The following is a 23,730-nucleotide window of genomic DNA, read 5'->3' on the forward strand; positions in this document are numbered from 1 at the left end:
CTCTTCGAAAATAGAGCGGAGGCGGACGGGAATCGAACCCGCCAGGCCGAGGACCTCGGCCTCGTCGGTTTTGAAGACCGCGGGGGCCACCAGGCGCCCACACGCCTCCAAGGGAGAACATACTCGCAGGTGGGTAGGGGCTGAAGCGGCACACACCGTCGCGATCCACCTGAGGACGCCATGACATTCAGCACCCGGCAGGGGCAGGGCCCGATCCGGCTGACGCAGTACGCGCACGGGGGCGGCTGCGCCTGCAAGATCCCGCCCGGCGAGCTGGAGGCCGTCGTGGCGGGGCTGGTCGGCCGGCCCTTGGCCTCCCCCGCCGGCGAGTTGCTCATCGGTCTCGACGACGGGGACGACGCCGCGGTGGTCCGCGTCGACGGCGGCCGGGCGATCGTGGCCACCGCCGACTTCTTCACGCCCGTGGTGGACGACCCCTACGACTGGGGCCGCATCGCGGGGGCCAATGCCCTGTCGGACGTCTACGCGGTGGGCGGGGAGCCGCTGGTGGCGGTCAACCTGCTCGGCTGGCCCAGGCAGAGGCTGCCGCTGGAGCTGGCGAAGGAGGTGCTGCGCGGCGGCCTGGACGCGGCGCGGGCCGCGGGCTGCCACGTCGCGGGGGGCCACAGCGTCGACGACCCGGAGCCGAAGTACGGCATGGCCGTCACCGGCCTGGCCGATCCCGAGCGGCTGCTGCGCATCGGCGGCGGCAGGCCCGGGCTGCCGATCAGCCTCACCAAGCCGCTGGGCATCGGGGTGCTCAACACCCGGCACAAGGCGACCGGCGAGGTGTTCCCGCAGGCGGTCGCCGCGATGACCGCGCTGAACCGCGACGCCTCCAGGGCCGCGCTGGCCGCCGGAGCGGTGTGCGCCACGGACGTGACCGGGTTCGGCCTGCTGGGCCACCTCTACAAGCTGGCCAGGGCGAGCGGGGTCACGGCCGTGGTCGACGTGGCGGCCGTGCCGTACCTGGAAGGGGCCCGTGAGGCGGCGCGCGACGGCCACGTCAGCGGCGGCACCCGACGCAACCTCGACTGGGTGCGTCCCTGCCTCGACCCCGGCGGCTTCGGCGAGGAGGACCTGCTGCTGCTCGCCGACGCCCAGACCTCCGGCGGCCTCCTGGTGGCAGGCGAGATCCCCGGCGCGCCGGTCATCGGAGAGCTCGTCCCGCTCTCCGGCTCTCACCTGCGACTGCGCTGAACGCCGGAGGCGGAGGGTCAGGCGGGTCGCTCGCCGTCGAGGCGCTGTCTCTGGGGCACGACCGTGTACTTCGGGTCGGCGGCCGAGGCTCGGCCCGCCGCCAGGATGCCGAAGCGGGTGCACAGGGCGCCTGCCGTGAGGGCGAGACCGGACAGCGCGGTGACCGTACGGCTGCGCCCGGCGACCGCGGCGAGCAGGCCGCCGCCGGCCGTCAGCGCGCGGGCCGAGCGCATCAGGCGGCCCGCCCTCCCCTGCCGGTACGGCTCGGCTGCCTGCCCCAGCCTGCGCTCCATCACCACGCCCGACACGGTCTCCATGGCGGCCCCGAGCACCGCCACCGCACGGGCGGGCCCCGCCTCCGCACGGGGCGTCGCCAGCATGCCCAACGCCCCCGCGCTGGCCAGCGCGCTCCCCGCGAACAGGAACGGCAGCTCCCTGTACGCCTCGTGCCAGGCGGGCACGGCGGTGTCAGCGACCAGGACGGCGGTGTAGGTGGCGGTCAGCGGCCCTGTCACACCCGTGGCGAGGACCGCCGCGTCACCCACGACGGGCAGGCTCCCGGTCAGCTCGGAGGAGGCGGCGACCGCCGACAGCCCGCCCTGGGCGGCCAGGATCCATGAGCCGACACTCATCGGCGAGGTCGGTTTGAACACCCGCAGCATGTTGAGGAACCGTTCGGGCCTGCCCAGCTCGGCGGCGAGGAGGCCGGCGCCGGCGGCCGCCCCGAGCGCCGCCGCGACCCGCGTGGTGCGCGCGAGCCGGTGGTGCCCGGTGAACCCCGCCACCACGGCCATCATCGACGAAACCCCGGACAGACCTCCCAGGTAGAGATATGTCGGCATGTGGGGTTCGTGCCAGATCGGAGCCTTGATCACCGGCCGCCCGTAGTATGAGCGGAACTCGGCCTCCGGCACCATCGACCGCTCCCGCGTCACCGCCGCCCCCCGTCACGGAATCCCGCGAAGCCTCCCGCGAAGGCCACCGCCACCGCCCCCGCCACGGACAGCGCCGCGGCCCCCGCCCAGCGCCACATGGACGGCAGGTCGCGGGTGGTCACGACCGGATCGGGGGGCAGGCCGTACACCTCGGGCTCGTCCAGCAGCAGGAAGAAGGCCCCCGCGCCGCCCACCCCGTCGTCCGGGCTCTCTCCGTACAGCCGGGCCTCCGAGCGCCCGTCGGCGTGCAGGCGCTCCAGCCGGTCCTCGGCCCGCTCCCTGAGCTCGTCGAGCGGGCCGAACTGGATCGAGTCGGTCGGGCAGGCCTTGGCGCACGCCGGTTCGAGGCCCCCGCGCTGCCGGTCGTAGCACATCGTGCACTTCCAGGCCCGCCCGTCGCCCTCCCTGCGGTCGATCACCCCGAACGGGCAGGCCGGCACGCAGTAGCCGCAGCCGTTGCAGATGTCCTCCTGCACCACCACCGTGCCGAACTCGGTCCGGAACAGCGCACCGGTCGGGCACACGTCCAGGCACGCGGCGTGCGTGCAGTGCTTGCACACGTCCGACGACATCAGCCAGCGATCCACGCCGCTGTCGCCCTCGTCCTCCTTCATCCGCACGGTGCGCGTCTGCTCGATGAAGGCCACGTGTCGCCAGGTGCTCGCCCCGAGCTGCCCGGTGTTGTCGTAGGAGGTCGCCTCGAACACGAACCCGTCGTCGGGCAGCTGGTTCCACTCCTTGCAGGCCACCTCGCAGGCCTTGCAGCCGATGCAGACGCTGGTGTCGGTGAAGAAGCCCATCCGCTCAGTCATGGCGGTACACCTCCAGCAGGTCGAGCGCCGCCCGGCCCCTCGGCCGCCTTCCGGGACGTACGTCGCAGGTCACGGCCTTGCTCTCCTGGATGTAGACGTTCGGGTCGAGCACCAGCGGCAGCAGGTCGTTGGTGACGTCGCCGGTCACCAGGCCGCCGCCGCCCCACCCCCAGTGGTAGGGCAGGCCGACCTGATGGACCGTCCTGCCCTGGATCCGCAGCGGCCGGACCCTGCCGGTGACCAGCACCCTGGCCTCGATCACGGTACGGCTGGTCACGATCGTGGCCCAGCCGCCGTTGACCAGCCCCAGCTCGGCGGCGAGCTCGGGGGACACCTCGCAGAACAGCTCGGGCTGCAGCTCGGCGAGGTAGGCCAGCGGCCGGCTCATGGCGCCCGCCGTGTGGTGCTCGGTGAGCCTGTAGGTGGTCAGCACGTACGGGAAGCGCGGCGACCCAGGCGGGTTGTAGGGGCTTTCCCGACGCGCGTAGATCCGGCGCGCGGGGTTGGACTGCCGGCCGTACAGCGGGTTGCGGACCGGCGACTCGTGCGGCTCGTAGTGGGCGGGCAGCGGCCCGTCGGCCAGACCCGCCGGCACGTACAGCCAGCCCTTCCCGTCGGACTGCATGATGAACGGGTCGGTCCCAGCCAGCGCGGCCTCGGCCCTGGCGCCTTCGGGCGGCACGTAGTCCGGCGGCTTGTTCCGCTCGAAGTCGGGCACGTCGTGCCCGGTCCACTCGCCGCGCTCCGCGTCCCACCAGACGTAGGCCTTGCGCTCGCTCCACGGGCGGCCCTCGGGGTCGGCGGAGGCCCTGTTGTAGAGAATCCGTCTGTTGGCCGGCCAGGCCCAGCCCCATTCGGGCGCCACGGGCGTCTGCTCCCTCCCTGGCCTGCGCCGGGCGGCGTGGTTGACCTCGCCCGCGTAGACGCCGCAGTAGATCCAGCAGCCGCACGCGGTGGACCCGTCGGGCCTGAGCTGGGTGGAGGAAGACAGCGCCCGCCCGTCGGGGCCCACACCGTTGATCTCGCGGAGCACGGCCGCCGCCGAGGGGTCCCGGTGCTCGCCCTCCTCCGGGTAGTCCCATGTCAGCTCGCGCAGCGGCCGGTCGATCTCGTCCCCGGTCAGCCGCTCGCGCAGGAGCCTGCCGAGGTGGTAGTAGAACCACAGGTCGCTGCGGCAGTCGCCGACCGGGTCGAGCGCCTTCTCCCGCCACTGCAGGAGCCGCTGCGTGTTGGTGAAGGTGCCCTCCTTCTCCACGTGGCTCGCGGCGGGAAGGAAGAACACCTCGGTGGCGATGTCCTCCGTGCGCATCTCCCCGGTCTCGAGCTCGGGACCGTCCTTCCAGAACGTGGCCGTCTCCACCAGCGTCAGGTCGCGCACCACCAGCCAGTCGAGGTTGGCCAGGCCGAGGCGCTGGGCGCGGCCGCCCGAGGAGCCGACCGCGGGGTTCTCCCCCACCACGAAGTAGCCCTTCACCGTCCCGTCGATCTGGCCCATCACGGTGGTGTAGTGGCCGTGGTCGCCGGTCAGGCGCGGCAGGTGGCCGAAGCAGAAGTCGTTCTCCTCGGTGGCCGCCTCTCCCCACCAGGCCTTGAGCAGGCTCACCAGGTAGGAGCGCCGGTTGCCCCAGAAGCCGGTCTCGCCGCCCTCGCGTTCCAGATAGTCGTCCAGGTTCTCGTGCCGGTGGGCGTGGGGCATGGCCAGGTAGCCCGGCAGGATGTTGAACAGCGTCGGGATGTCGGTCGAGCCCTGAATGCTCGCGTGCCCGCGCAGCGCCAGGATGCCGCCGCCGGGACGGCCCATGTTGCCCAGCAGCAGCTGGAGGATCGCGGCGGTGCGGATGTACTGCGCGCCCACCGTGTGCTGGGTCCAGCCGACGGAGTACACCCACGCGGTGGTGCGCTCCCTGCCGGAGTTGGCGGTGATCGCGTCGGCGAGTTCGGCGAAGTCCTCGGGCGGGATGCCGCAGAGCCGCTCCACCAGCTCCGGGGTGTAGCGGGCGAAGTGCCGCCTGAGGATCTGGTAGACGCAGCGCGGGTGGCGCAGCGTCGGGTCCTTCGGCGGGCTGGGGTGCGCGGCGGCGCCGCCGGAGCCGTAGCGGTCCGCCCCCGCGGCCTTGGCGTGGTGCAGGCCGCCCTCCAGTGTCTCGCCCGGTGCCTGCTCGCCCGTGCTCTCGTACGACCAGCTGCTCGGGTCGTACGTACGCGTCTCGGGATCGAAGCCGGAGAACAGCCCGTCGAGGTCCTCGGTGTCCCTGAAGTCCTCGGAGACGAGGGCGGCGGCGTTGGTGTAGGCCAGCACGTACTCGCGGAAGTCCAGCTCGTTGGCGAGGACGTGGTTGATCAGGGCGCCGAGCAGCACGATGTCGCTACCGGCGCGGATCGGCAGGTGGCGGTCGGCCAGCGCGCTGGTCCTGGTGAAGCGCGGGTCCACATGGAAGACCTTCGCTCCCCGCGCCCTGGCCTCCACCACCCACTGGAAGCCCACCGGATGACATTCGGCCATGTTGGAGCCCTGGATGACGATGCAGTCCGCACCCGCCAGGTCCTGCTGGAAGGTCGTCGCGCCGCCACGCCCGAAGCTGGTCCCCAGACCGGGGACGGTGGAGGAGTGTCAAATACGCGCCTGGTTCTCCACCTGGATCGCGCCCAGGGCGGTGTACAGCTTCTTCATCAGGTAGTTCTCTTCGTTGTCGAGCGTCGCCCCGCCCAGGCCGGCGATGCCCAGCGTGCGGCGCACGACCTTGCCCTCATGGGTCTGCTGCCAGGTGTCCTTTCGCGTCCTCAGCACCCGCTCGGCGATCATCTCCATCGCGGCGCCGAGGTCGAGCCGCTCCCACTCCGTGCCGTACGGCCTGCGGTACAGCACGTGGGTCTGGCGGCCCGGATGGGTGACGAGCTGTTTGCTGGCCGAGCCCTTGGGGCACAGCCGGCCACGTGAGATGGGCGAGTCGGGGTCGCCCTCGATCTGGCTGACCCGGCCGTCCTTGACGTAGACGAGCTGGCCGCAGCCGACCGCGCAGTAGGGGCAGACCGAGCGGGCGACGCTGTCGGCCTCTTCGGTGCGCGGCCTCAGGGCGTCGGTACGCGCCGAGCGCGCGGCGTCGCTCCTGCCGTCCTCTCCCTTGAGCTGCCGGAGCACCGGCCACCGGGAGAACCACCTCCCACCTGCCACAATGCGCATCCTGCCCCGGTCTGTCCGGCTTAACCGTAGGCGCGCGGCCGGAGGCTGTGGTGTCAGGCGGGTGGGCGGCGGTGGCGCCGGTAGTGACGCGCGCCCCTGGCCCGGTTGCCGCAGGCCGCTGAGCACCATTCCCTGCGGGGATGGTTCTTGAGGAAGTACAGGACGCATCCGGGGCCCTGGCAGGCGCGCAGCCGTAGCCGGTCGTCCTGTCCGAACAGGACGACGGCCTCCTCGGCGATCGCCGAGACAATGGCGGCAGCCGCCTGGCCGCTGGTGCGGGTCTGCAGGGTGGGCGGGCCACCGGGTGTCCAGACCAGCGCCGACCAGCGCGGCAGCGCGCCGGCGGCCTCGTTGACCGCGGTGACGGCGGCCTGCAGGTCGCTCGTCGCCGAAGCCGCCGAGGAGCGCGGATCACCGGTGGCCTCGGCGGCCAGCCTGCGCAGCGCATCGCGCAGGCGGACCAGCCGCCGGGTCAGCTGGTCGAGGTCGCCGGGCGGCAGGGCGTCGAGGTCGGCGAGGCTCACGTGGTCGAGGCCAGGGGCGACGGCGCGCAGCCAGGCCAGGACGGCGGCGGGCTCGTCCAGCGCGTCGTGGACGCCGTCGCGGTCGGCCCAGACCGTGTTCATCAGCTCCACCGGCAAGGGCTCGCCCAGGAGCGGCGCGCGTGTTCGCATGTCGCCACCCTACCCATCCCTCTAACGGTTGAAGTCGCCTGCATCCGTTGGCCTCTTCGCCGGCGTCGGCCCTCCCGGTCCATGAGCCCGGATGGCCTCAGCTCGTGGGACGCCGGTGGGCACGGCGTGAACCCGCGCAGCACGTTGATCTTTTCGGCAACGCCGGCGGCGGCCCTCTTGCGGACCTGCCGCGCCCGTGGTCATGCTCGGTTTCCCAGCACGAGTCGATCTCCGGAGGCGCGGTGCCCACCAACGACCCCGGTGTCTCCCGCCGGAGCGGGCCGTGACGGTGACAGCGATGCCTCCGGTGCGGCGCGTGAAGTCGGTCTCCGGGCGGGTGCGCACGCTGGCCGGGCTGTCCCTGTTGACGCTGACACTGCTGCTGGCCGCGATCCTGGGCGGCGCGGCGAGTACGGGCTCCGGCCTGCGCACCATCGGGCACGACGCCGGGCCGCAGGTGCTCGCCACGACGGGCCTGCATCGGCAGATGTCGGAGATGGACGCGCTGGTGGCCGAGACCCTGCTGCTGGGCAGGGAGTACGGCCCGCAACAGCAGGCCGACCTGACCGGCTACGACCAGCGGCGGCTGGAGATCTCCGAGAGCCTGCTCAAGGCCTACCGGCTGGCCCTGGACGACCCCGTCGAGCAGCGCACGGTCGAGTCGCTGATCGAGGGGCTGGGCCGCTACGAACGGCTGGCGGCCCAGGCCCGGCTGCTGGACGTGCAGTCCGAGCACACCGCGGGACAGCCGCCCGACCACGTCGTCGAGGCCTATCAGAGGGCCACCGACCTCATGCACCGCGAACTGCTCCCCCAGGCCTACAACCTGACCCTGGAGACCGGGACGATCGTCAGGCGCGCGCACGACGCCGAGCGCTCGGCCACCTCGCTGGCCCGCACCGCCGTCATCGTCACCGGGCTGCTCGCGCTGGCCTGCCTGCTGGGCCTGCAGACCTACCTGACCAGCAGGTTCCGCAGGGTCTTCGCGCCGGCCCTGGTGGTCGCCACCGTGCTCACCGCGGCCGGCCTGGTGACCGGCACGGTTCTGCTCAACCGGCAGGGCCAGGCGCTGGAGGAGGCCAAGCGCCGCGGTTTCGACTCGGTGCTCACCCTGACCAGAGCACGGGCGATCAGCAGGAGCATGCACGGGGACCAGAGCCGCTACCTGCTCGACCGCTTCCGCAAGGACACCTACGAACACACCTTCCTGGACAAGTCCAGGACGATCGCAGCCGTGGAGTCCACCAGCCTGCCCGACTACCAGAGCAAGCTGCGCGCGAACTTCCAGGGACTGCTCGGCGGCCTGACGGGCCAGGACCGCGAGCGGCTCTTCGCCGTCTACCAGAGGTTCCAGCAGGCCGACGCGCGGATGCGGACCATGCGGGCCGAAGCGGCGATCAAGTTCTGGGACGGCGAGCTCACCCAGGCCTACGAGAGCTACGACAGGGTGCTGGAGGAGCTGGTCCGGCGGCACGAGTCCGACTTCGAGCGCGCCATCGACAGCGGCGACGGGGCTCTGGAGACGCTGTGGCGGTCGGTCCCCGCCGGGCTGGCCGCCGGCGCCCTGCTCGTGCTGGTCGGTGTCTGGCCACGGCTCAGGGAGTACCGGTGAGAAGACTGCTGATCTGCCTGATGCTGCTGCTCACCGCCTGCGGCGCCGCGCGGCGGGAATCCCTCGTGGACGACGACGAGCTCGTCGTCGCCATCCGCTCCGACGTCCCGCTGATCAGTTTCAGGGGGCAGGACGGCGCCTACGACGGCTTCAACATCGACGTGGCCGAGGACCTCGTCTCCCGGCTGGGCAAGCGGATCCGCTGGCTGGAGATCAAGGCAGGCGACCAGCTCACCGTGCTCACGGACGGGCGTGCCGACCTGGTCTTCGCCCACATGTCGGTCACCCCTGAACGCAAGAAGGTGATCGACTTCGCCGGGCCGTACCACGTCGACTTCCAGGACATCGCGGTACGGCCGGCCGACAGGGGCTCCATCCGCGACGTCCGCGATCTGAAGGGCCGCAGGATCTGCTGGGTGCGCGGCACGAACATCGCTCAGCGGATCGTCGACGAGCGCCGGGTCGAGGCGATCGTCGTCCCGGCACCCGACTACAACGTCTGCCTCGAGATGATCAAAGACGGCAGGATCGACGCCATCTCCACCAACAGCCAGATCCTGGCGGGGCTGCTCACCAGGCCGGGCGTCGACCTGCACCTGGTCGGCGCGACCTTCAACGAGCAGCGCACGTCGATCGGCGTGCGCAAGGGCGACGTCGAAGGCTGCGAGGAGCTCAACAGGGCCATCACCCAGATGTACCAGGACGGCACGGCCCACATGTTGCTGGACAAGTGGTTCGGCAGGTCGGGCATCGACCTGTCGGTGATCTCGGTTCCGCAGTTCGAGGGCTGCTCCTAGGCGGGCGGCCCGGCGATCTCCGCGCTGAACCTGTCGACGAGCGCCTGCTTGGCGCGCCCGGCGACCTCCACATCGTAGGAGACCAGCTTGACCGTCGCGGGGTCGGCCGCCTTGGAGTGCGCGGGCACCTGGGTGTTGGTGGGCAGGGCGTAGAACTTCACCAACGGCCCCAGCCGCTGGGACGCCCCGCTCAGCGCCCAGTCGACGTACCTGCGCGCGCTGTCGGGGTTGTGCGCCCCGGCGAGCACGGCAAGGCCGCCGAGCTCGTAACCGGTGCCCTCCTGCGGGAAGGTCACCTCCAGGTTCGGATAGCCCTGTTCCTGGGCGGCGACGCAGTCGTGGGAGAAGACGACGCCGACCGCCGCCTCCTCCTTGGCCGCCTGCAGGGCGGCCGCGCTGCCGGAAGAGTTGTATCTCAGCACGTTCGGGTGGAGGCCGCGCAGGTAGCCCAGCGCCGCGTCCTGATCGCCGCCGCTGAGCTCCACGTGCGTCCACAGGGCGGTGTAAGCGGTTCCCGAGGTGGCCGGATGGGCGATGGCGACGCTCCCTCGCAGCCGCTTGTCCAGCAGGTCCCGCCAGGAGCGGATCGGCTTCATGCCTCGCTTGGCCAGCTCCTTGGTGTTGTTGCAGAAGGCCAGCACGCCGGCGTAGATGCCGCTCCAGGCGTGCTCAGGATCAGCCCACTGCTGCCGGATCTCACCGGATCTCTCGGATCTGTACGGCTCCAGCAGCCCCTGACTCTTGGCGGCCACGTAGGAGTCGGCCGGACCGCCGTGCCAGACGTCGAACTCCTGCCGCGCCCTGGCCGTCTTGATCCGCTCCAGCGCCTCCCCGCTCGACAGCCGGACGAAGTCGGCCTCCACACCGGTGGAGTCGGAGAACCTCTTGACCATCATCGCGCACCACCGCTCGCTCGCGCCGCACGCGACCGTGATCTTGTCCCGTCTCGGCGTCGAACATCCCGCGGCCAGCAGGACCGCTACCAGTGCGATGGCCAACGGTCTCATTGACTCTCCAAGGGGTTGGCCGACGTCCCGCCCGTGTGCCCGATCCCATTCGACACTCCGTCACGAGAGTCGCGCAACCGATCTCCGCCTGGCCGACCTCCCGTAGGAGGCCGGCTTCCGGCGGGGCCGGTGATCAGAGAGGGGACACCACTCGGGTGGACACCCACCTCCCCGGCCGGTCCGTCGTGATCGCGGGTCCGCGCGAGTCGCCCGGCGCTGCGCGCATTCGACGGAGATCGTCAGCTGTTCGCGGATGCGCCACGTCCGGGTCGGGGACGGTCATGCGGAACCTCGATCCTGGCCAGCGTGCCGATCTCCAGGGCGCACCAGAGGGCCCCGCCGTGGCTGGCGATGCCATGGGGCTCCGATCCGGGCGTGGGCAGATCGTGGGAGCTGATCCGGCCGTCGACGGTGATGCGGCCGACGCGGTTGCCGCCCCACTCGGTGAACCACAGCGCGCCGTCAGGGCCCGTGGCGATGGCGTGCGGACGCGATCCGGGGTCGGGCAGCGGGTATTCGGTGATCGCGCCGTCCACGGTGATGCGCCCGATCTGTCCCGCGCCGATCTCGACGAACCACAGGGCTCCGTCGGGGCCCGCGGTGATGCCCACCGGCGCGGCCGCCTCGGTCGGCAGGGGGTAGGCGGTCGTGTCGCCGTCCATGGTGATGCGGCCGATCGCGTTGGCCTGGTTCAGCGTGAACCACATCGCCCCGTCGGGCCCCGCGGTGATCGAGGAGGGGAAGCCGCCCTGCGCGGGATGGTCGGTGACCTTCCCCTCGACGGTGATCCGGCCGATGCGGCCCGCGTTGGTCTGCGTGAACCACAGCGCGCCGTCGGGGCCCGCGGCGATGCCGAACGGCCCGGCCTCGGGGGTGGGCAGCTCGAAGGAGTCGACCTGCCCTTCGAGGGTGATCCGCCCGATGCGATGGGCCTGATACTCGGTGAACCACAGGGCGTCGTCGGGGCCGGGGACGATCACGGTCGGGCCCGCCCCGGCCGGGTAGGTGCTCAGCTCGCCATCCGGGGACCTGCGGCCGATCGCGGCCTGGTGGACGAGGGTGAACCACAGCGCGCCGTCGGCCCCCTCGGCCAGCGCGTACGGCCCCGCCTCGCGCCCTGAGACGGTGAACTCCCTCACCGGGTCGGCGAGCCACCGCCCGACACGGGCGAACAGCGCCTCGCCCGCCTCCGACAGGTGGAAGGCGTGCGGCATGCCCTCGTAGATCTCCAGGCGCACACTCACTCCCGCCGCGTCGGCCGCCTCGGCGAACCTGCGGGCGTCGTCGAGCAGCACCTCGTCGGCGCCCACCGCTATCAGCAGCGGCGGCAGTCCGCGCGGCCGGCCGTGCAGGGGCGACTGCGGCGCCTCGTCCGCCGGCGCGCCCGCCAGGTACTGGGCGCGGACCGTCTCGAGCACGGCGCGGCTCAGCAGGTCCTTGCCGTCGTTGGCGGACAGGGAAGGACTGCCCAGGGCGAGGTCGGTGAGCGGCGAGATCGCGACCGCGGCCCCCGGCGACGACCTGCCCGTCCTGGCGAGCTCCAACAGCGCCGACAGCACCAGCGTGCCGCCCGCCGACTCGCCGAACATGACGATCTCGGAGGCGGGAACGCCCCTGTCCAGCACGCTCTGGTAGGCGGCCAGCACGTCCTGCATCGCCCCGGGGTAGGGGTGGGCGGGGGCGAGCCGGTAGTCCACCCGCAGCACCGGCCGTCCGGTCGCCCTCGACAGCCGGTAGGCCACCAGGCGCTCGGCCTCGGGGTTGGTGTGGGCGAATCCCCCGCCGTGCACGTAGACGACGGCGCCCTGTCCCGCTCCCGGCGCGCTGACCCAGTCGCCCGAGACCTCGGCCTCGGCGGGGAGCGGCGTCGCGGCCCCCGCCGTGAGCTGCCCTCGAACCGCGGCGACCTGCTCGGGGGTGGAGGGAATGGTGGTGACGTTCAAGGATGGTCTCCTTCCGTGGCCGCGGTGCGGCCCCGTTCGACGGTCGGTGGGCTGGCTGATCCTCATGGGGTCACGTCCAGCCGGTATTCGTGCGTGCGGCGGTAGGGCAGGAAACCCAGGCGCCGGTTGACGGCGAGCACGCGCGCGTCGTCCTCGGCGTTGACGGACTCGATCTCGGCGATCCGCTCGTAGCCGGGGTGGCTCGCGTCGGCGGCGCTGTCGTCGGCTCCCGCCAAATCGAGCAGCACGTGGCTGAGCGTCAGGTGGCGCAGGAAGCCGCGCGCGGCGCAGAAGGCGTCGCCGGGCCCGTCCGCCACCGCCGACGTCAGCAGGCCGCGCCGCCGCTCCACCTGGACGGCGAAGATCGCCGTCGTCAGCAGGTGCGAGCCCACCCCGCGCCGCCTGCGGTCCGGGTGTACGTGCAGCTCCAGCTCGGCCAGGTGGTCCCTGCCCTGCTCGGTGAACAGCCGCAGCCCCGCCACGCCCACCACGGCGCCGTCGTCCTCGGCGGCCAGCCAGAACAGCCTCCTGCCGTCCGGCGCCGCCGTGGTGAGCCGCGCGTGGACCTGCTCGGGCGTCGGCGCGGACTCGCCGGGCAGATCGTGCCCGATCGAGGCGGCGACGACCGCGTGCCAGGCGGCGGCCTGCTCCGCCGACATCCAGGACACAGGCGCGACATGACTCTTGTACGGCAAGCGGGACCCCCTCCTCGTGGCGTTCACCACGGTAGGCGGCGTCCCCGATCCGCCGAATCGGCAGCCATGACTTAATCGCCGGCCAGTCGCGCGAGCCGGTATCAGTCGTGCCCTACTGCTCGGAGAGCAGGAGAGCGGCCAGTTCCTGACGCGAGCCCACGCCCAGCTTGGGGAAGGCCCTGTACAGGTGGTGGCCCACCGTGCGCGGGCTGAGGAACAGCTGGGCGGCGATGTCGCGGTTGGCGAGCCCCTGCGCGGCCAGCCGTACGATCTGCAGCTCCTGCGGGGTGAGCAGCGCCAGCACACCGGGGCTCCTGCGCTGGGTCAGCCCGGCGCCGCCGGCCTCCAGCTCGGCCTGCGCCCGGTCCGCCCACGGTCTGGCGCCGATCCGGTCGAAGCCCTCCAGTGCGGCGGCGAGCTGCCGCCTGGCCTCGGCCTTCCTGCGGGTCCTGCGCAGATACTCGCCGTACAGCAGCCGGGTGCGGGCGTGGTCGAAGGGGCGGCTGTCCTGTTCGTGCAGGCGCAGGGCGCGGGCGAAGGTGTCGTCGTCCGGGGTGAGCAGCGCCCGGCCGCGGTGTAGCAGCGCCTCGATCCACGGCTGCGGCGCCCTTCGCGCCACCACGTCGAAGCGGGCCAGCGCCTCGGCGGCCAGGCCGTTCTCGCCCAGCCGTACCGCCGCCTCGACCAGGTCGGGCAGGCTGCGCTCGGCGGGCAGCTGGTGGGCGGCGGGACCGCGGTAGAGGACCATCAGGTGCTCCAGCGCGTCCTGCGCCCGTCCGTGCCCGAGTTCGAGCAGGCCCAGCGCCCACCTGGCCCGATGCCCGAGGGCGCGCTCCCCCTGGTCGTCCAGGGCCAGACCGGCCAGCTCCTGGCAGCTCTCCCTGTCACCGGTGACGGCCGACAGATAGGCCAGGACGCCGCGGGCGTGGCCGGCCCAGTGCGGCTGACCGGTGTCCGTGGCGATGTCGCACGCCTCGGAGGCGCTGGTCGTCGCGTCGCGATATCGGCCGAGAAAGGTCTGCGCGACCGCCAGGTAGCACAGTGCGGACGGCAGCACGCCGACCTTGCCCTCCTCACGCGAGCGGGCGACGATGCCGCCCACCAGCTCGAGCGCCTGCGTCTCCAGCCCGCCCAGCAGGCCGGCCTGGCAGATCAGCAGCAGGTCGCGCGCGCTGTGCCGGTGGAGCGCCGCGGCCTGGTCGACGACGTCCGCCAGGTGCTCCAGCCGTCCTGTGGCCTGTCCGGTGCCGAGGGAGGCGAGCCAGCGCTGGAGCCTGAGCACCGGCCATGCGGCATCGCCGTCGGGCAGGGTGAGCGCCTCCAACTGGGCGGCGGTGGCGGCGGTCAGCTCCTGATCTCCGGCGAACCAGGCGGTGTGCAGCGCGTCCATCATCATCTCGACCGCCTGGCGCGGGTCGGCGCCGGCCAGCCTGGCGGCCTCCTCCGACTGCAGGCGGTGGGCCTGCCGCAGGAAGCCGCGTCCGGCGGCCGCGTTGGCCAGGATCCTGAGCAGCGCGGCGCGCTGCTCAGGATCGCGCGCCCGCGCCACCGCCCGCTCGGCCAGCGTCTGCGCCCTGACGAGCTCCCCCGCCTCGGCCGCGGTGTCGGCCGCGCGGGCCAGTAGCAGCGTTGCCTCGTCGGCGTCCTGCGCGAGCTGCGCCGCCCGCTCATAGGCCGCCGCCGCTGCCGCGTACCCCTTGCGCGCCGCCGCCAGCCGGGCGGTGCGGGCCAGCTCGGCCGCGACCTGACCGTCGGGACCCGTCGCCGCCGAGGCCAGGTGCCAGGCCCGCCGGTCGGCCTGCTCCGGCTCCGTCAGCGCCTCGGCCAGCGCCCGATGCGCGCGCAGCCGCCGGTCGAGTGGGGCGCCCTGGTAGACGGCGGCGCGAACGAGAGGATGGCGGAACGACACGTTCCTGCCCTCGACGCGCAGGAGCCCGGCCTTCTCCGCCACGGGCAGATCCTCGACCCCGGCACCGAGCGCGGCCGCCGCACGGAGCAGCACGCTCAGATCTCCCGTGTCGTCGGCCGCCGCCACCAGCAGCAGGTCCCTGCTCGGTGTCGGCAGCCGGACGGCCTGGGCGTGGAAGGCCCGCAACAGGCGGCTGGTCAGCGGCAGCTCGCCGGTCGGCGGAAGGGAGCGCAGCGCCGCCGGCAGCTCGATCAACGCCAGCGGATTGCCGCCGGCCTCGGCGAGCACGCGCCGCCGTACCTCGGGGCTGAGATCGCGCTCTCGCTCGTCGACCAGTGCGGCGGCGGCCTCGGCAGACAGCCCGCCGAGCCGCAGCTCGGCCAGCCCCTGCGCGGGAAAGGGCGCTTCGCCGTCACGGACCGCGAAGATCATGGCCACGTCCTCGGCGCTCAGTCGCCTGGCCGCGAACAGCAGCGCCTCGGCCGAGGGACGATCCAGCCACTGCGCGTCGTCGATCACGCACAGGACGGGAGAGCTCTCCCCCAGCTCCGACAGGAGCGTGAGAACGGCCAGCCCGACCAGCATGCGGTCGGCCGGCGGCCCCTGCGCCAGCCCGAACGCCCCCTCCAGCGCCTGCCGCTGCGGGCCCGGCAGGCCGGGCAGGTGGCGCGACAGGACCGGATGCAGCAGCAGGTGCAGTCCGCTGAAGGAGAGCTCGGCCTCCGACTCGATCCCCACTCCGCGCAGCACCTGCATGTCGTCCTGCGTCGCGATGGACTCCAGCAGCGCGGTCTTGCCGATCCCCGGCTCGCCACGGATCACCAGGGCGCCGCTCATGCCCGCGCGGGCACCCGCGAGAAGCTCGACGACGAGCGTTCGCTCGGCCTGCCTCCCGTGCAACATGGCCGACAGGCTACCGACAAACGGCCACCGCGGCCGCGGGTCAACGCCGCCAGACGATGTAGGAGAGGACGATGCCCTCGTCCCGCGTGGGCATCTCGACGACCCGCACGGCCCCGATGTTCTCCTCGGTGGTCTCCAGGCAGAACCAGGCGTTCTTCTCGGCGCCGACGCTGCCGTAGTGGCGACGCCGAAGCTGCTCGTCGCACGCGGTCATCGTCGGGGTCCCGGCGAACGGTGTGATCCACAGCTCGCCGCCGCCCTTGGTCCAAATGTCGGTGTAGGGGGCGTCGTAGAGGATGTCCACCGTGGCGTTCACCTCGCTGACGACGCCGCTCTCGAGGTCGAGGTAGTCGTGGTCGGCCAGTGTGACCTCCCCCTTGTTGATGACGCCGCCACCGGACACCGTAGGGGTCGGGGTCGAGGTGGAGGCCGGGGTCGTCCCCGAGGGCGACGCCGCCGCCGGGGAGGTGGCATCGTCACCGGGGGTGACGCCGTCCGCGGCCTGGCTCGGCGTGACGGAGACCGCGCCGTTCACCGGGGCGGCCGCCACGCCGGAGGCGGGAGTCGTCAAGAGCCGGTCCATGGCCGCGCCCGCGGTCCCGGACCCGATGGCGATCAGCAGGGCCAGGAGCAGGTCTCCTGCGCGCAGCGGCTCGCCGAGCCGCCGGAGCAGCAGGACGAACCCCAGCAGGGCGGCCAGCAGGCCGGTGACGAGAATGCCCGTCACCGATCCGCTGGTGACGAGTTGCGCCACGGCCGCCGTGTCCGCGATCACCCCGAGACCGGTGAACAGCACGGTCTCGCGCGTGCGCGGAGGCGGGTCAGCCGTTTGCGAGCCGGTCAACAGGTGTTCCTTCCATGGTCGTCATCGTGCTGGTCGCCCGCCCCGGGGTACGGGCGCGGGCCGCGGCCGGTCTTCACGGCCGCGGCCCACGCTGCGGGAAGCGAGCCCCCTGCTAGGGGGCCCTGACGTAGGCGATTCCGAAGCGGGCGTCGGCTCCGGTGCCCGCCGCCGAGTGGCAGTAGACGTCCACCAGGAGCCTGGGCGGAGCGGAGTAGGAGTTGATGTTGCCCAGATGGCAGTACCGGCCCGGGCTCAGGGACGACACCTGGGCGCTGTCGCCGAGCTTGCCGATCCCGGTGTAGGCGACCCGGTACCAGCCCGCCCCGAGACGGCTGACGGTCGGGGTCTCGCCGTCGGCGCTGTAGGAGCGGCGGGTGTCGACCTGCGGGTTGCCCACGTCACCCGTGGTCGTGACGTAGGCGGCGGGCGCCGACGCGTCACGGTGCAGCCCGGCCCCCTCCACGTAGGACAGCACCCACGGAGAGTTGATCCTGCGTGGAGTGGTGTCCTCGCCGATCGCGTAGCAGCCGACGGTCACCTCGAGGGCGTCGCCGCCGGCGGCCGCGGTCCCCTCCTGGTGGCAGCGCGCGGGCGTTCCCGAGCCGTACGCGGTCACCTGGACGTATCCCTTGTCGGCGGCGTACGGCGCGCCCTTGAGCACCGCCGTGTACCGGCCCGTCCCCTCGTGACGGACGTGGTTGACGCCGCCTGCGGAGTTGAACGTCCCGTCGTTCCGCACGGGGGTGAGGTCGCCCGCGCCTCCTGGCGGGTTGTAGCGGACGGTGGCGTAGGGGGCCTCGCCGTCGGCGGGCGCGGCGAAGAACACGGTGAACCACCAGTCCACGGGTGCTCAGGTGTGGTCGAAGCAGGCCACCCGGATCACCTCGTCAGGGCCGGAGGGCTCCTGTCCGACCACCGAGCACGTCCGGCCCCTGTACAGCGTCCGGTAGGCGGTGGTGTGCGCGACGCCGGTCGGTGAGGCGACGTCCGGCAGGCGGACCTCGTAGGCGCCGGTCCCCGTGCGCCGCACCGTCGCCCGGTGACCCGCGGTCGAGGCGTCGAGCCTGCCCGTGGTCCACTGGAACGTCGGGTTCAGGGCCGTCTCCACGTTCAGCGGTGCCGTCGCCTGGTCCATGTAGGCATAGCCCCAGCGCGGAGAGGGTGAGGCCGCCGGCGCGACGGACGCGACGAGCGCGTCGACGAGGTCCGAGACGATGCGTTCGCCTTCCTCCTCGGTCAGCTCAGGCTCGTGCGTCTCGGGAGCCGGAGCGCCCGCGTCGGGAGAGACCCCGATGGGGAAGCTGATGGCCTCCCAGTCGTCGAACCCGCTCAACGTCTGGTCCTTGCCCGGGTAGCGGAACCCGGGTGGCTGCACCTGGGTGTCGCCGTCCAGGGCCGGGGTCGAGCACTGGTCGTCGGGACCGGTGACGATCTGGTTGCCGAACGGCATGTCCTCAGAGTGCCGCGGGGAGTCCAGGCCGTCCTGCGAGCCTGCGGGATCCTCGGGAGAGACGCACACCTGCGTCCAGCTCATGAGGCTGACCCCCACCTCGTGGGACGGATCGGGATCGGGGACGCCGCGGGAGCTCCAGTTCCAGTCGATGCCTTTGGACGCGTCGCCCACCCGCTGGACCAGCTTCTCGTCCCGCCACGCCGCCAGCAGGTCGGTGCCGGCTCCGACGCCCCTGCTCTCGACGAGCCGCGCCAGGCGGAGGTCCGCCAGCTTCTCCCGCGAGTAGTCGATCGAACTCACCGACCGGACCGTGTCACTCCAGATGTCGGCGTCCACGTCGTCGCCCACGCGCCCGACGGCCGCCTCCCACGCGCTCATGTCGGGCACCCCGATGAGCTGGTAGGTGTAGCTCATGACGGACAGGTAGTTCGGCTTGTGGTTGACGCCGTCGCCGCCGCCGTGGTCCAGCCCCAGCGCGTGACCCAGCTCGTGGACGAACGTCCCGCTCTGCACGCGGTCGGAGGTGTCGCCCCACGATCCCAGTGTGACGATGAAGTCGGTGCTGCGCCCGCCGGCGTGCGAGTGGCCGCTGCTTCCCGAGTCGCTGTACTGGTAGCCCCACAGGGAGTAGAAGAAGAGGCCGTTCCGGGCGTCGGGGAAGTTGCCGGCCCTGTAGCGATCGAAGTCGGTCCGCCCGTCCGCCCCCTCGGTGAACAGGTACCGCCTGCGCTCGGCGGGGGTCACCCTGATGGCGGTCGACTCGTCGGTCAGCAGCTGGATGCCCGGCCTGGGGGTGGGACCGTACGGGCAGAGCCCTGCCGGGTTGACCGGCGCGCTGTCGAACATGTGCCGAGCCTCCGCCATGGCGCCGGCCGACGGCCGGTCGGAGTCCTGCCCGTCGTCGAGCCAGTCGATCTCGACGGCGATCGTCTTCCTGCAGGGATCCGCGCCGTGCTCGGGCAGCCAGGTGTCGCGGGTGCCGTCAGGACGGGGGATGCCGCGCAACTCGATGCGGTCGGTCAGACCGTCGCCGTCGGTGTCCGTGTCGGGCCGCCCCTCGTTGGTGTTCCACGTCTGGTCGGAGTTCTTGTAGAAGCGGTGGAGCAGCGCCCCCGAGGGAGGGCGGTCGACGTAGACGAAACCGCTGTCGCGATCGACGATCCTGAGCGCCTTCAGGTCCCAGTTGTCCGCCTGCCAGTCGGGCACCGTCGTGAGGTGGTGGAAGGTGAAGCCGTCGAGCAGCGCGGTAGCAGGCACGCACGGCGACAGGTGGGCGTTCCAGGTGAAGGTGGTGTGCGGTCTGTCGCCGGTGCCTCCCTGGTGGAAGGGCTTGGGGGGTGTGTCGTCGGCGCCGTCGCCGTTCCAGTCCTCGAACAGGAACGCCGCGCCGCCCAGCGTCACGGTCTCGAGGGAGTCGTCGCGCAGTCCGTCTCCACCGGTGGTGACGGTGAAGGCGACCCTGCAGACCTGGCCTGCGTCGGCGTGTGCGGGGGCGGCGGGGGCGACGGGGGACAGGCCCGACAGCACGGCGGCCACCAGCACGGCGGCCACGAGCACGGCGGCCGCCCGTGAGCGCCCGCGCGGGCTGCGGGTGCGGGCGGCTCCTGGTGGTAATCGCATGTGGATGCTCCTTGCGCGTGGAGGGTGATCGCCGCCGGGGGCGCGCCGAACGCGGACGCCCCGGCCGGCTGTTCGGTCGCTGCCGTGTCGACGATCAGGGAGTTTCGGGCCCTTGAACAGCGCTACGGGATTGTCCGTACAAGGCCGTACAGGACTTTCGGGACATCCGTTCCTGTAACCCTCCGCCGTCCCCCGGCGACGTACTGATGTGCCGACCCGTGAAGGAGACCGAAATTGCCCCACTCCCCCGCCCCAGGACCCGAGACGCCCGACCCCGGCCGGGTGCGGGATCGGCGGGACTTCGCCCGCGAGCTCTCGCTGCTGCGCGAGCAGGCGGGCCTGACGGTCCGGCAGGTGGCGGCGAAGGCCGGCGGCCAGGGCGCGCACAGCACCGTCGGCGACTGGTTCTCCGGCCGGGGCCTTCCCTCCGCGGCGTCGCGCGACCTGCTGGCGCGGGTGCTGAAGGCGTGCGGGGTCGCCGAAGGCGAGCCGCTGGAGGAGTGGATGCGCGCCTGGCTCAGGACGCGGCGTTCACCGGGACGCCAGTCGGTCGGACCGGAGCCGTATCGGGGCCTGGCGACCTTCCAGGTCGATGACGCCGGGTGGTTCTTCGGAAGGCGCGAGCTGACCGCCCGGCTGGTCGCCCGTCTGGCCGGGCTGCGGGAGGCGGGCGGAGGCCTGCAGGTCGTGGTGGGGCCGTCGGGGTCCGGCAAGTCGTCCCTGCTGCGCGCCGGCCTGATCGCGGCGCTGCGCGCGGGCGAGCTGCCCGGCGCGGAGGACTGGCCCGTGGCGCTCTGCGTCCCCGGCGCGCGTCCGGTGGACGAACTGGCCGCCAGGCTGGCGGCGCTCACCGGCACCCCGCAGGAGGAGGTCGCCGCAGCGATCCGGACGGATCCCCTGCGCTGCCGCGCCCACGCGCGCGAAGCCGCCGCGTCCGGCGCTCCCCTCGTCCTCGTGGTCGACCAGTTCGAGGAGGTGTTCACCATGTGCGGCGACGAGGACGAGCGGCGGGCCCTCGTCGACGCGCTGTGCGCTCTGGCCTCGGGCGGGGCGCTGGTGGTCCTCGGGCTGCGGGCCGACTTCTACGCCCCCGTGCTGCGCTACCCCGAGCTGGTCGCCGCGGTGCAGGAGGGGCAGCTGGCCGTCGGGCCCATGAACGAGGCGGAGCTGCGCGAGGCGATCACGGAACCCGCGCGGATGGCGAAGATCGACATCGAGGACGGGCTCGTCGAGCTGCTGGTCAAGGAGGTCGCCCCCCGCGGCGGGGGCGAGGCCGCCCACAGCGCGGGCGTGCTGCCGCTGCTGTCCCACGTGTTGTACGCCGCATGGCGGCAGGGGCGCGGAAGGAGTCTCACCGTCGCCGGATATCACGAGGTCGGCGGCCTCGACGGCGCCGTGGCGGCCAGCGCGAGCGAGGTCTACGACGGGCTGACCGAACCTGGGCGCGAGCTGGCGCGCCGCCTTCTGCTCGATCTGGTGCACGTCGCCCCCGACACCGCCGACACCCGCCGCCGGGTCGCCACCGCCGAACTGCTGGCCGGCTACGGCGACGCGCGGGCGGCCGAGGCGGAGGACGTGCTCGATCGCTTCATCGCGCAGCGCCTCGTCACCGCCGACACCGACAGCGTCGAGATCAGCCATGAGGCCCTGCTCACGGCATGGCCGGCGCTGCGGGCATGGCTGAGCGTCGACCGCGCAGGCCTCCTCGCCGGCCGTCAGCTGGCCGCCACCGCCGCCGCGTGGCAACGTGACCACCGCGACCCCGACGCTCTCTACCGCGGCGCCCGCCTGCTGGCGGCCCAGGAGTGGGCCGCCGGCCGTGACCTGCCGCCGCCGGTGCGCGCGTTCCTGGACGCCAGCGCGCACCACGCCCGGCGCCGCACGCGGCGCATGTACCAGACGATCGTCGCCCTGGGCGTCCTGCTCGCCATCGCCCTCGGGGCCTCCGGCTTCGCCTTCCACGCCCAGCGAACGGCCACCGGGCAACGCGATGCGGCGCTGTCACTCAAGCTGAGCGCCGAGACCGGGGCGCTGCGGACCACCGACCCGGCGCTGGCCGCCCAGCTCAGCCTGGCCGCCTACCGCCTCGTCCCCGGCCCTGAGGCGCGCGGCAGCCTGCTCAGCGCCCTGGCCGGTCCCTACGCGACCCGGCTGAACGGTCACACCAACGCCGTCTACGCCGCCGCGTTCAGCCCTGACGGGCGGCTGCTCGCCACCGGCAGCACCGATCGGACGCTGCGCCTGTGGGACATGGCCGACCCCCGCCGCCCCGCCGTCCTGGCCACGATCGGCGACAGCACGGGGGGCGTCCTTTCCGTGGCGTTCAGCCCCGACAGCAGGGTGCTGGCGACCGGCGGAGAGGATGACACGGCGCGCCTGTGGGACCTCACCGTCCCGGGGCGGCCCCGGCAGGCGGCCACCCTGCCCGGCCACACCGGCGATGTCCGGCGGGTGGCGTTCGGCTCCGACGGGCGGACGCTCGTCACGGCCGGCCACGACCGGCTGGTGCGGTTGTGGGACGTCGCGGACCCGAACCGTCCTGAACCGCTGGCCGAACTGGACGGAGGGCAGGACGCCTCGCCCACGGTCGCGCTCGGCCCGCGCGGGCGCACGCTGGCCACCGCCGGGTCCGACGGCCTCATACGCCTGTGGGACCTCACCGACAGGCGGCGCCCCGTCGCGCTTCCCACGCTCCGCGGCCACACCGGCCCCGTCCTGTCAGCCGTCTTCAGCCCCGACGGCCGCACCCTGGCCACCGGGAGCTTCGACGACACCCTGCGCGTGTGGGACGTCGCAGACCCACGGCGCCCGAAACCGCTCGCCACGCTCACCGAGGAGGGCGGCGGGATCGCCGCGGCGGCCTTCAGCCCCGACGGCCGGACCCTGGCCACCGGCGGCTACGACTTCACCGTCCGGTTGTGGGATGTCACCGACGTGCGCGACGCCGGGGATCCGATCGTGCTGCGCGGACACGCCGACACCGTCTTCGCGGTGGCGTTCGGCCCGGACGGCCGCACGCTGGTCTCCGCCGCCAGGGACGCCACCGCCCGGCTCTGGGACGTCCCTGGCCCGCTGCTCGGCGGGAACAGTGGCACGGTGTACGCCGTGGGGTTCAGCCCGGACGGCCGTACCCTCGCCACCGGCAGCCACCGGACGGCGCGGCTGTGGGACGTCGGCGTCCCCGGCGAGCCCAGGCCGCTGGCCGACCTGCCGGGCCACACCGACGGCGTCGTCGGGCTGGCGTTCGGACCCGGCGGCAGGACGCTGGCCAGCGCGAGCCTCGACCGGACGGTGCGGCTGTGGGACGTCGGCGGGCCGGGCAGGCCCGCACCGCTGTCCACGTTGACCGGCCATGCGGACAACGTCTACTCCGTGGCGTTCACCTCTGACGGCGACACGCTCGCCACCGCCGGAGCCGACAGGACGGTGCGGCTCTGGGACGTCACCGACCCCCGCCGCCCGCTCCCCCTCGCCACACTGACCGGCCATGCGGACACCGTCTACTCCGTGGCGTTCGCCCCTGACGGCGACACGCTCGCCACCGCCGGAGCCGACAGGACGGTGCGGCTGTGGAACGTCACCGATCCCCGCGGTCCTCTTCCGCTCGCCACCCTGACGGGCCATTCCAACGCCGTCAACAACGTGACGTTCGCTCCCCGGGGAGACATCCTGGCCTCCGCCGGCTTCGACGGCACGGCGCGGCTGTGGAAGGTCACCGACCCCCGCCGTCCCCTCCCCCTCGCCACCCTGACCGGCCACACCAACGCCGTCGCCGACCTCTCGTTCGCCCCGGACGGCCGGACGCTCGCCTCTGGCAGCTTCGACGGCACCGTACGGCTGTGGCAGGTCGCGGGCCCCCGCCCGACGGGCGCCCCGGCCGTGCTGAGCGGTCACACCGACCGCGTCTACGCGGTGGCGTTCGGCCAGGACGGCGCGCTCGCCTCGGGGAGCGTCGACGCCACGGTACGGCTGTGGGACACCGACCCCGAGCGTGTCGCCGGGCGGGTCTGCGCGCTCGCCCACCCCAGGATCACCCGGGAGCAGTGGGCCAGGCACATTCCCGGCGTGCCCTACCGGCCGCCCTGCGGATGACGGGCCCCGCGTATCTCCGGCCCGGCCATGACCCAGCCGTTGCCTGTGGTCTC

Annotated in this window: 15 protein-coding genes and 1 tRNA gene; 4 read left to right on the forward strand and 12 right to left on the reverse strand. The window is 72.9% G+C overall.

Annotated elements, in window-relative coordinates; all coding sequences use genetic code 11:
- Positions 1-16: 16 nt before the first annotated feature.
- Positions 17-109, reverse strand: a tRNA-Sec gene (locus tag FHR33_RS07160).
- A gap of 71 nt (positions 110-180) precedes the next feature.
- On the opposite strand from FHR33_RS07160, the gene selD reads away from it, so the two are divergent.
- The gene (gene selD / locus FHR33_RS07165) at positions 181-1,200 is read left to right on the forward strand and encodes a selenide, water dikinase SelD (RefSeq protein WP_183645169.1); all 1,020 of its coding nucleotides are present in this window, start codon (positions 181-183) and stop codon (positions 1,198-1,200) included.
- Between the two features lie 17 nt (positions 1,201-1,217).
- Here the strand turns inward: selD and nrfD are convergent, their stop codons facing one another.
- Genes nrfD through FHR33_RS07185 form a run of 4 tightly spaced genes read right to left on the reverse strand, consistent with a single transcriptional unit; the run spans position 1,218 to position 6,802 of the window.
- Positions 1,218-2,117 (reverse strand): NrfD/PsrC family molybdoenzyme membrane anchor subunit, encoded by a 900-nt coding sequence (nrfD, locus tag FHR33_RS07170; RefSeq protein WP_183659927.1) that lies wholly within the window; start codon positions 2,115-2,117, stop codon positions 1,218-1,220.
- A gap of 14 nt (positions 2,118-2,131) precedes the next feature.
- Entirely contained in the window at positions 2,132-2,947 is an 816-nt protein-coding gene (locus tag FHR33_RS07175) for a 4Fe-4S dicluster domain-containing protein (RefSeq protein WP_183645171.1), read from the reverse strand.
- Positions 2,940-6,128, reverse strand: coding sequence for a formate dehydrogenase (gene fdh / locus FHR33_RS07180; protein ID WP_183645173.1), 3,189 nt, complete (start codon positions 6,126-6,128; stop codon positions 2,940-2,942). The genes FHR33_RS07175 and fdh overlap by 8 nt, the downstream gene beginning before the upstream one ends.
- 53 nt (positions 6,129-6,181) lie before the next feature.
- Positions 6,182-6,802, reverse strand: a complete 621-nt coding sequence (locus FHR33_RS07185; protein ID WP_183645175.1) for a CGNR zinc finger domain-containing protein — start codon at positions 6,800-6,802, stop codon at positions 6,182-6,184.
- Between the two features lie 316 nt (positions 6,803-7,118).
- Here FHR33_RS07185 and FHR33_RS07190 point away from each other — a divergent pair, with 316 nt between their 5' ends.
- Positions 7,119-8,414, forward strand: coding sequence for a GlnX family signal transduction membrane protein (locus FHR33_RS07190; RefSeq protein ID WP_183645177.1), 1,296 nt, complete (start codon positions 7,119-7,121; stop codon positions 8,412-8,414).
- On the forward strand, positions 8,411-9,211 hold the full coding sequence (locus tag FHR33_RS07195; RefSeq protein WP_183645179.1) for a substrate-binding periplasmic protein: 801 nt from the start codon (positions 8,411-8,413) through the stop codon (positions 9,209-9,211). The genes FHR33_RS07190 and FHR33_RS07195 overlap by 4 nt, the downstream gene beginning before the upstream one ends.
- Here FHR33_RS07195 and FHR33_RS07200 read toward each other — a convergent pair.
- The 7 genes from FHR33_RS07200 to FHR33_RS07230 form a co-directional block, all read right to left on the reverse strand.
- On the reverse strand, positions 9,208-10,218 hold the full coding sequence (locus FHR33_RS07200; RefSeq protein ID WP_183645181.1) for an ABC transporter substrate-binding protein: 1,011 nt from the start codon (positions 10,216-10,218) through the stop codon (positions 9,208-9,210). The genes FHR33_RS07195 and FHR33_RS07200 overlap by 4 nt on opposite strands.
- 239 nt (positions 10,219-10,457) lie before the next feature.
- Positions 10,458-12,161, reverse strand: a complete 1,704-nt coding sequence (locus FHR33_RS52470) for a virginiamycin B lyase family protein (RefSeq protein ID WP_312895402.1) — start codon at positions 12,159-12,161, stop codon at positions 10,458-10,460.
- A gap of 62 nt (positions 12,162-12,223) precedes the next feature.
- Positions 12,224-12,820, reverse strand: a complete 597-nt coding sequence (locus FHR33_RS07210) for a GNAT family N-acetyltransferase (RefSeq protein WP_183659928.1) — start codon at positions 12,818-12,820, stop codon at positions 12,224-12,226.
- A gap of 148 nt (positions 12,821-12,968) precedes the next feature.
- On the reverse strand, positions 12,969-15,668 hold the full coding sequence (locus FHR33_RS07215; RefSeq protein WP_183645185.1) for an ATP-binding protein: 2,700 nt from the start codon (positions 15,666-15,668) through the stop codon (positions 12,969-12,971).
- Between the two features lie 40 nt (positions 15,669-15,708).
- Complete coding sequence (locus tag FHR33_RS07220) at positions 15,709-16,512, reverse strand: hypothetical protein (RefSeq protein ID WP_183645187.1); 804 nt, start codon at positions 16,510-16,512, stop codon at positions 15,709-15,711.
- A 112-nt stretch (positions 16,513-16,624) separates the two neighbouring features.
- Complete coding sequence (locus tag FHR33_RS07225; protein WP_183645189.1) at positions 16,625-17,356, reverse strand: hypothetical protein; 732 nt, start codon at positions 17,354-17,356, stop codon at positions 16,625-16,627.
- Between the two features lie 6 nt (positions 17,357-17,362).
- Positions 17,363-19,585, reverse strand: a complete 2,223-nt coding sequence (locus tag FHR33_RS07230; RefSeq protein WP_183645191.1) for a hypothetical protein — start codon at positions 19,583-19,585, stop codon at positions 17,363-17,365.
- Positions 19,586-19,819: 234 nt separating this feature from the next.
- Between FHR33_RS07230 and FHR33_RS07235 the strand changes: the two genes are divergently transcribed.
- Positions 19,820-23,677 carry an nSTAND1 domain-containing NTPase gene (locus tag FHR33_RS07235; RefSeq protein WP_183645193.1) on the forward strand — a complete coding sequence of 1,286 codons (3,858 nt, stop codon included), beginning with the start codon at positions 19,820-19,822 and terminating at the stop codon, positions 23,675-23,677.
- Positions 23,678-23,730: the final 53 nt, after the last annotated feature.

This window comes from Nonomuraea dietziae (assembly GCF_014195505.1).
Classification (GTDB): Bacteria; Actinomycetota; Actinomycetes; order Streptosporangiales; family Streptosporangiaceae; genus Nonomuraea; species Nonomuraea roseola.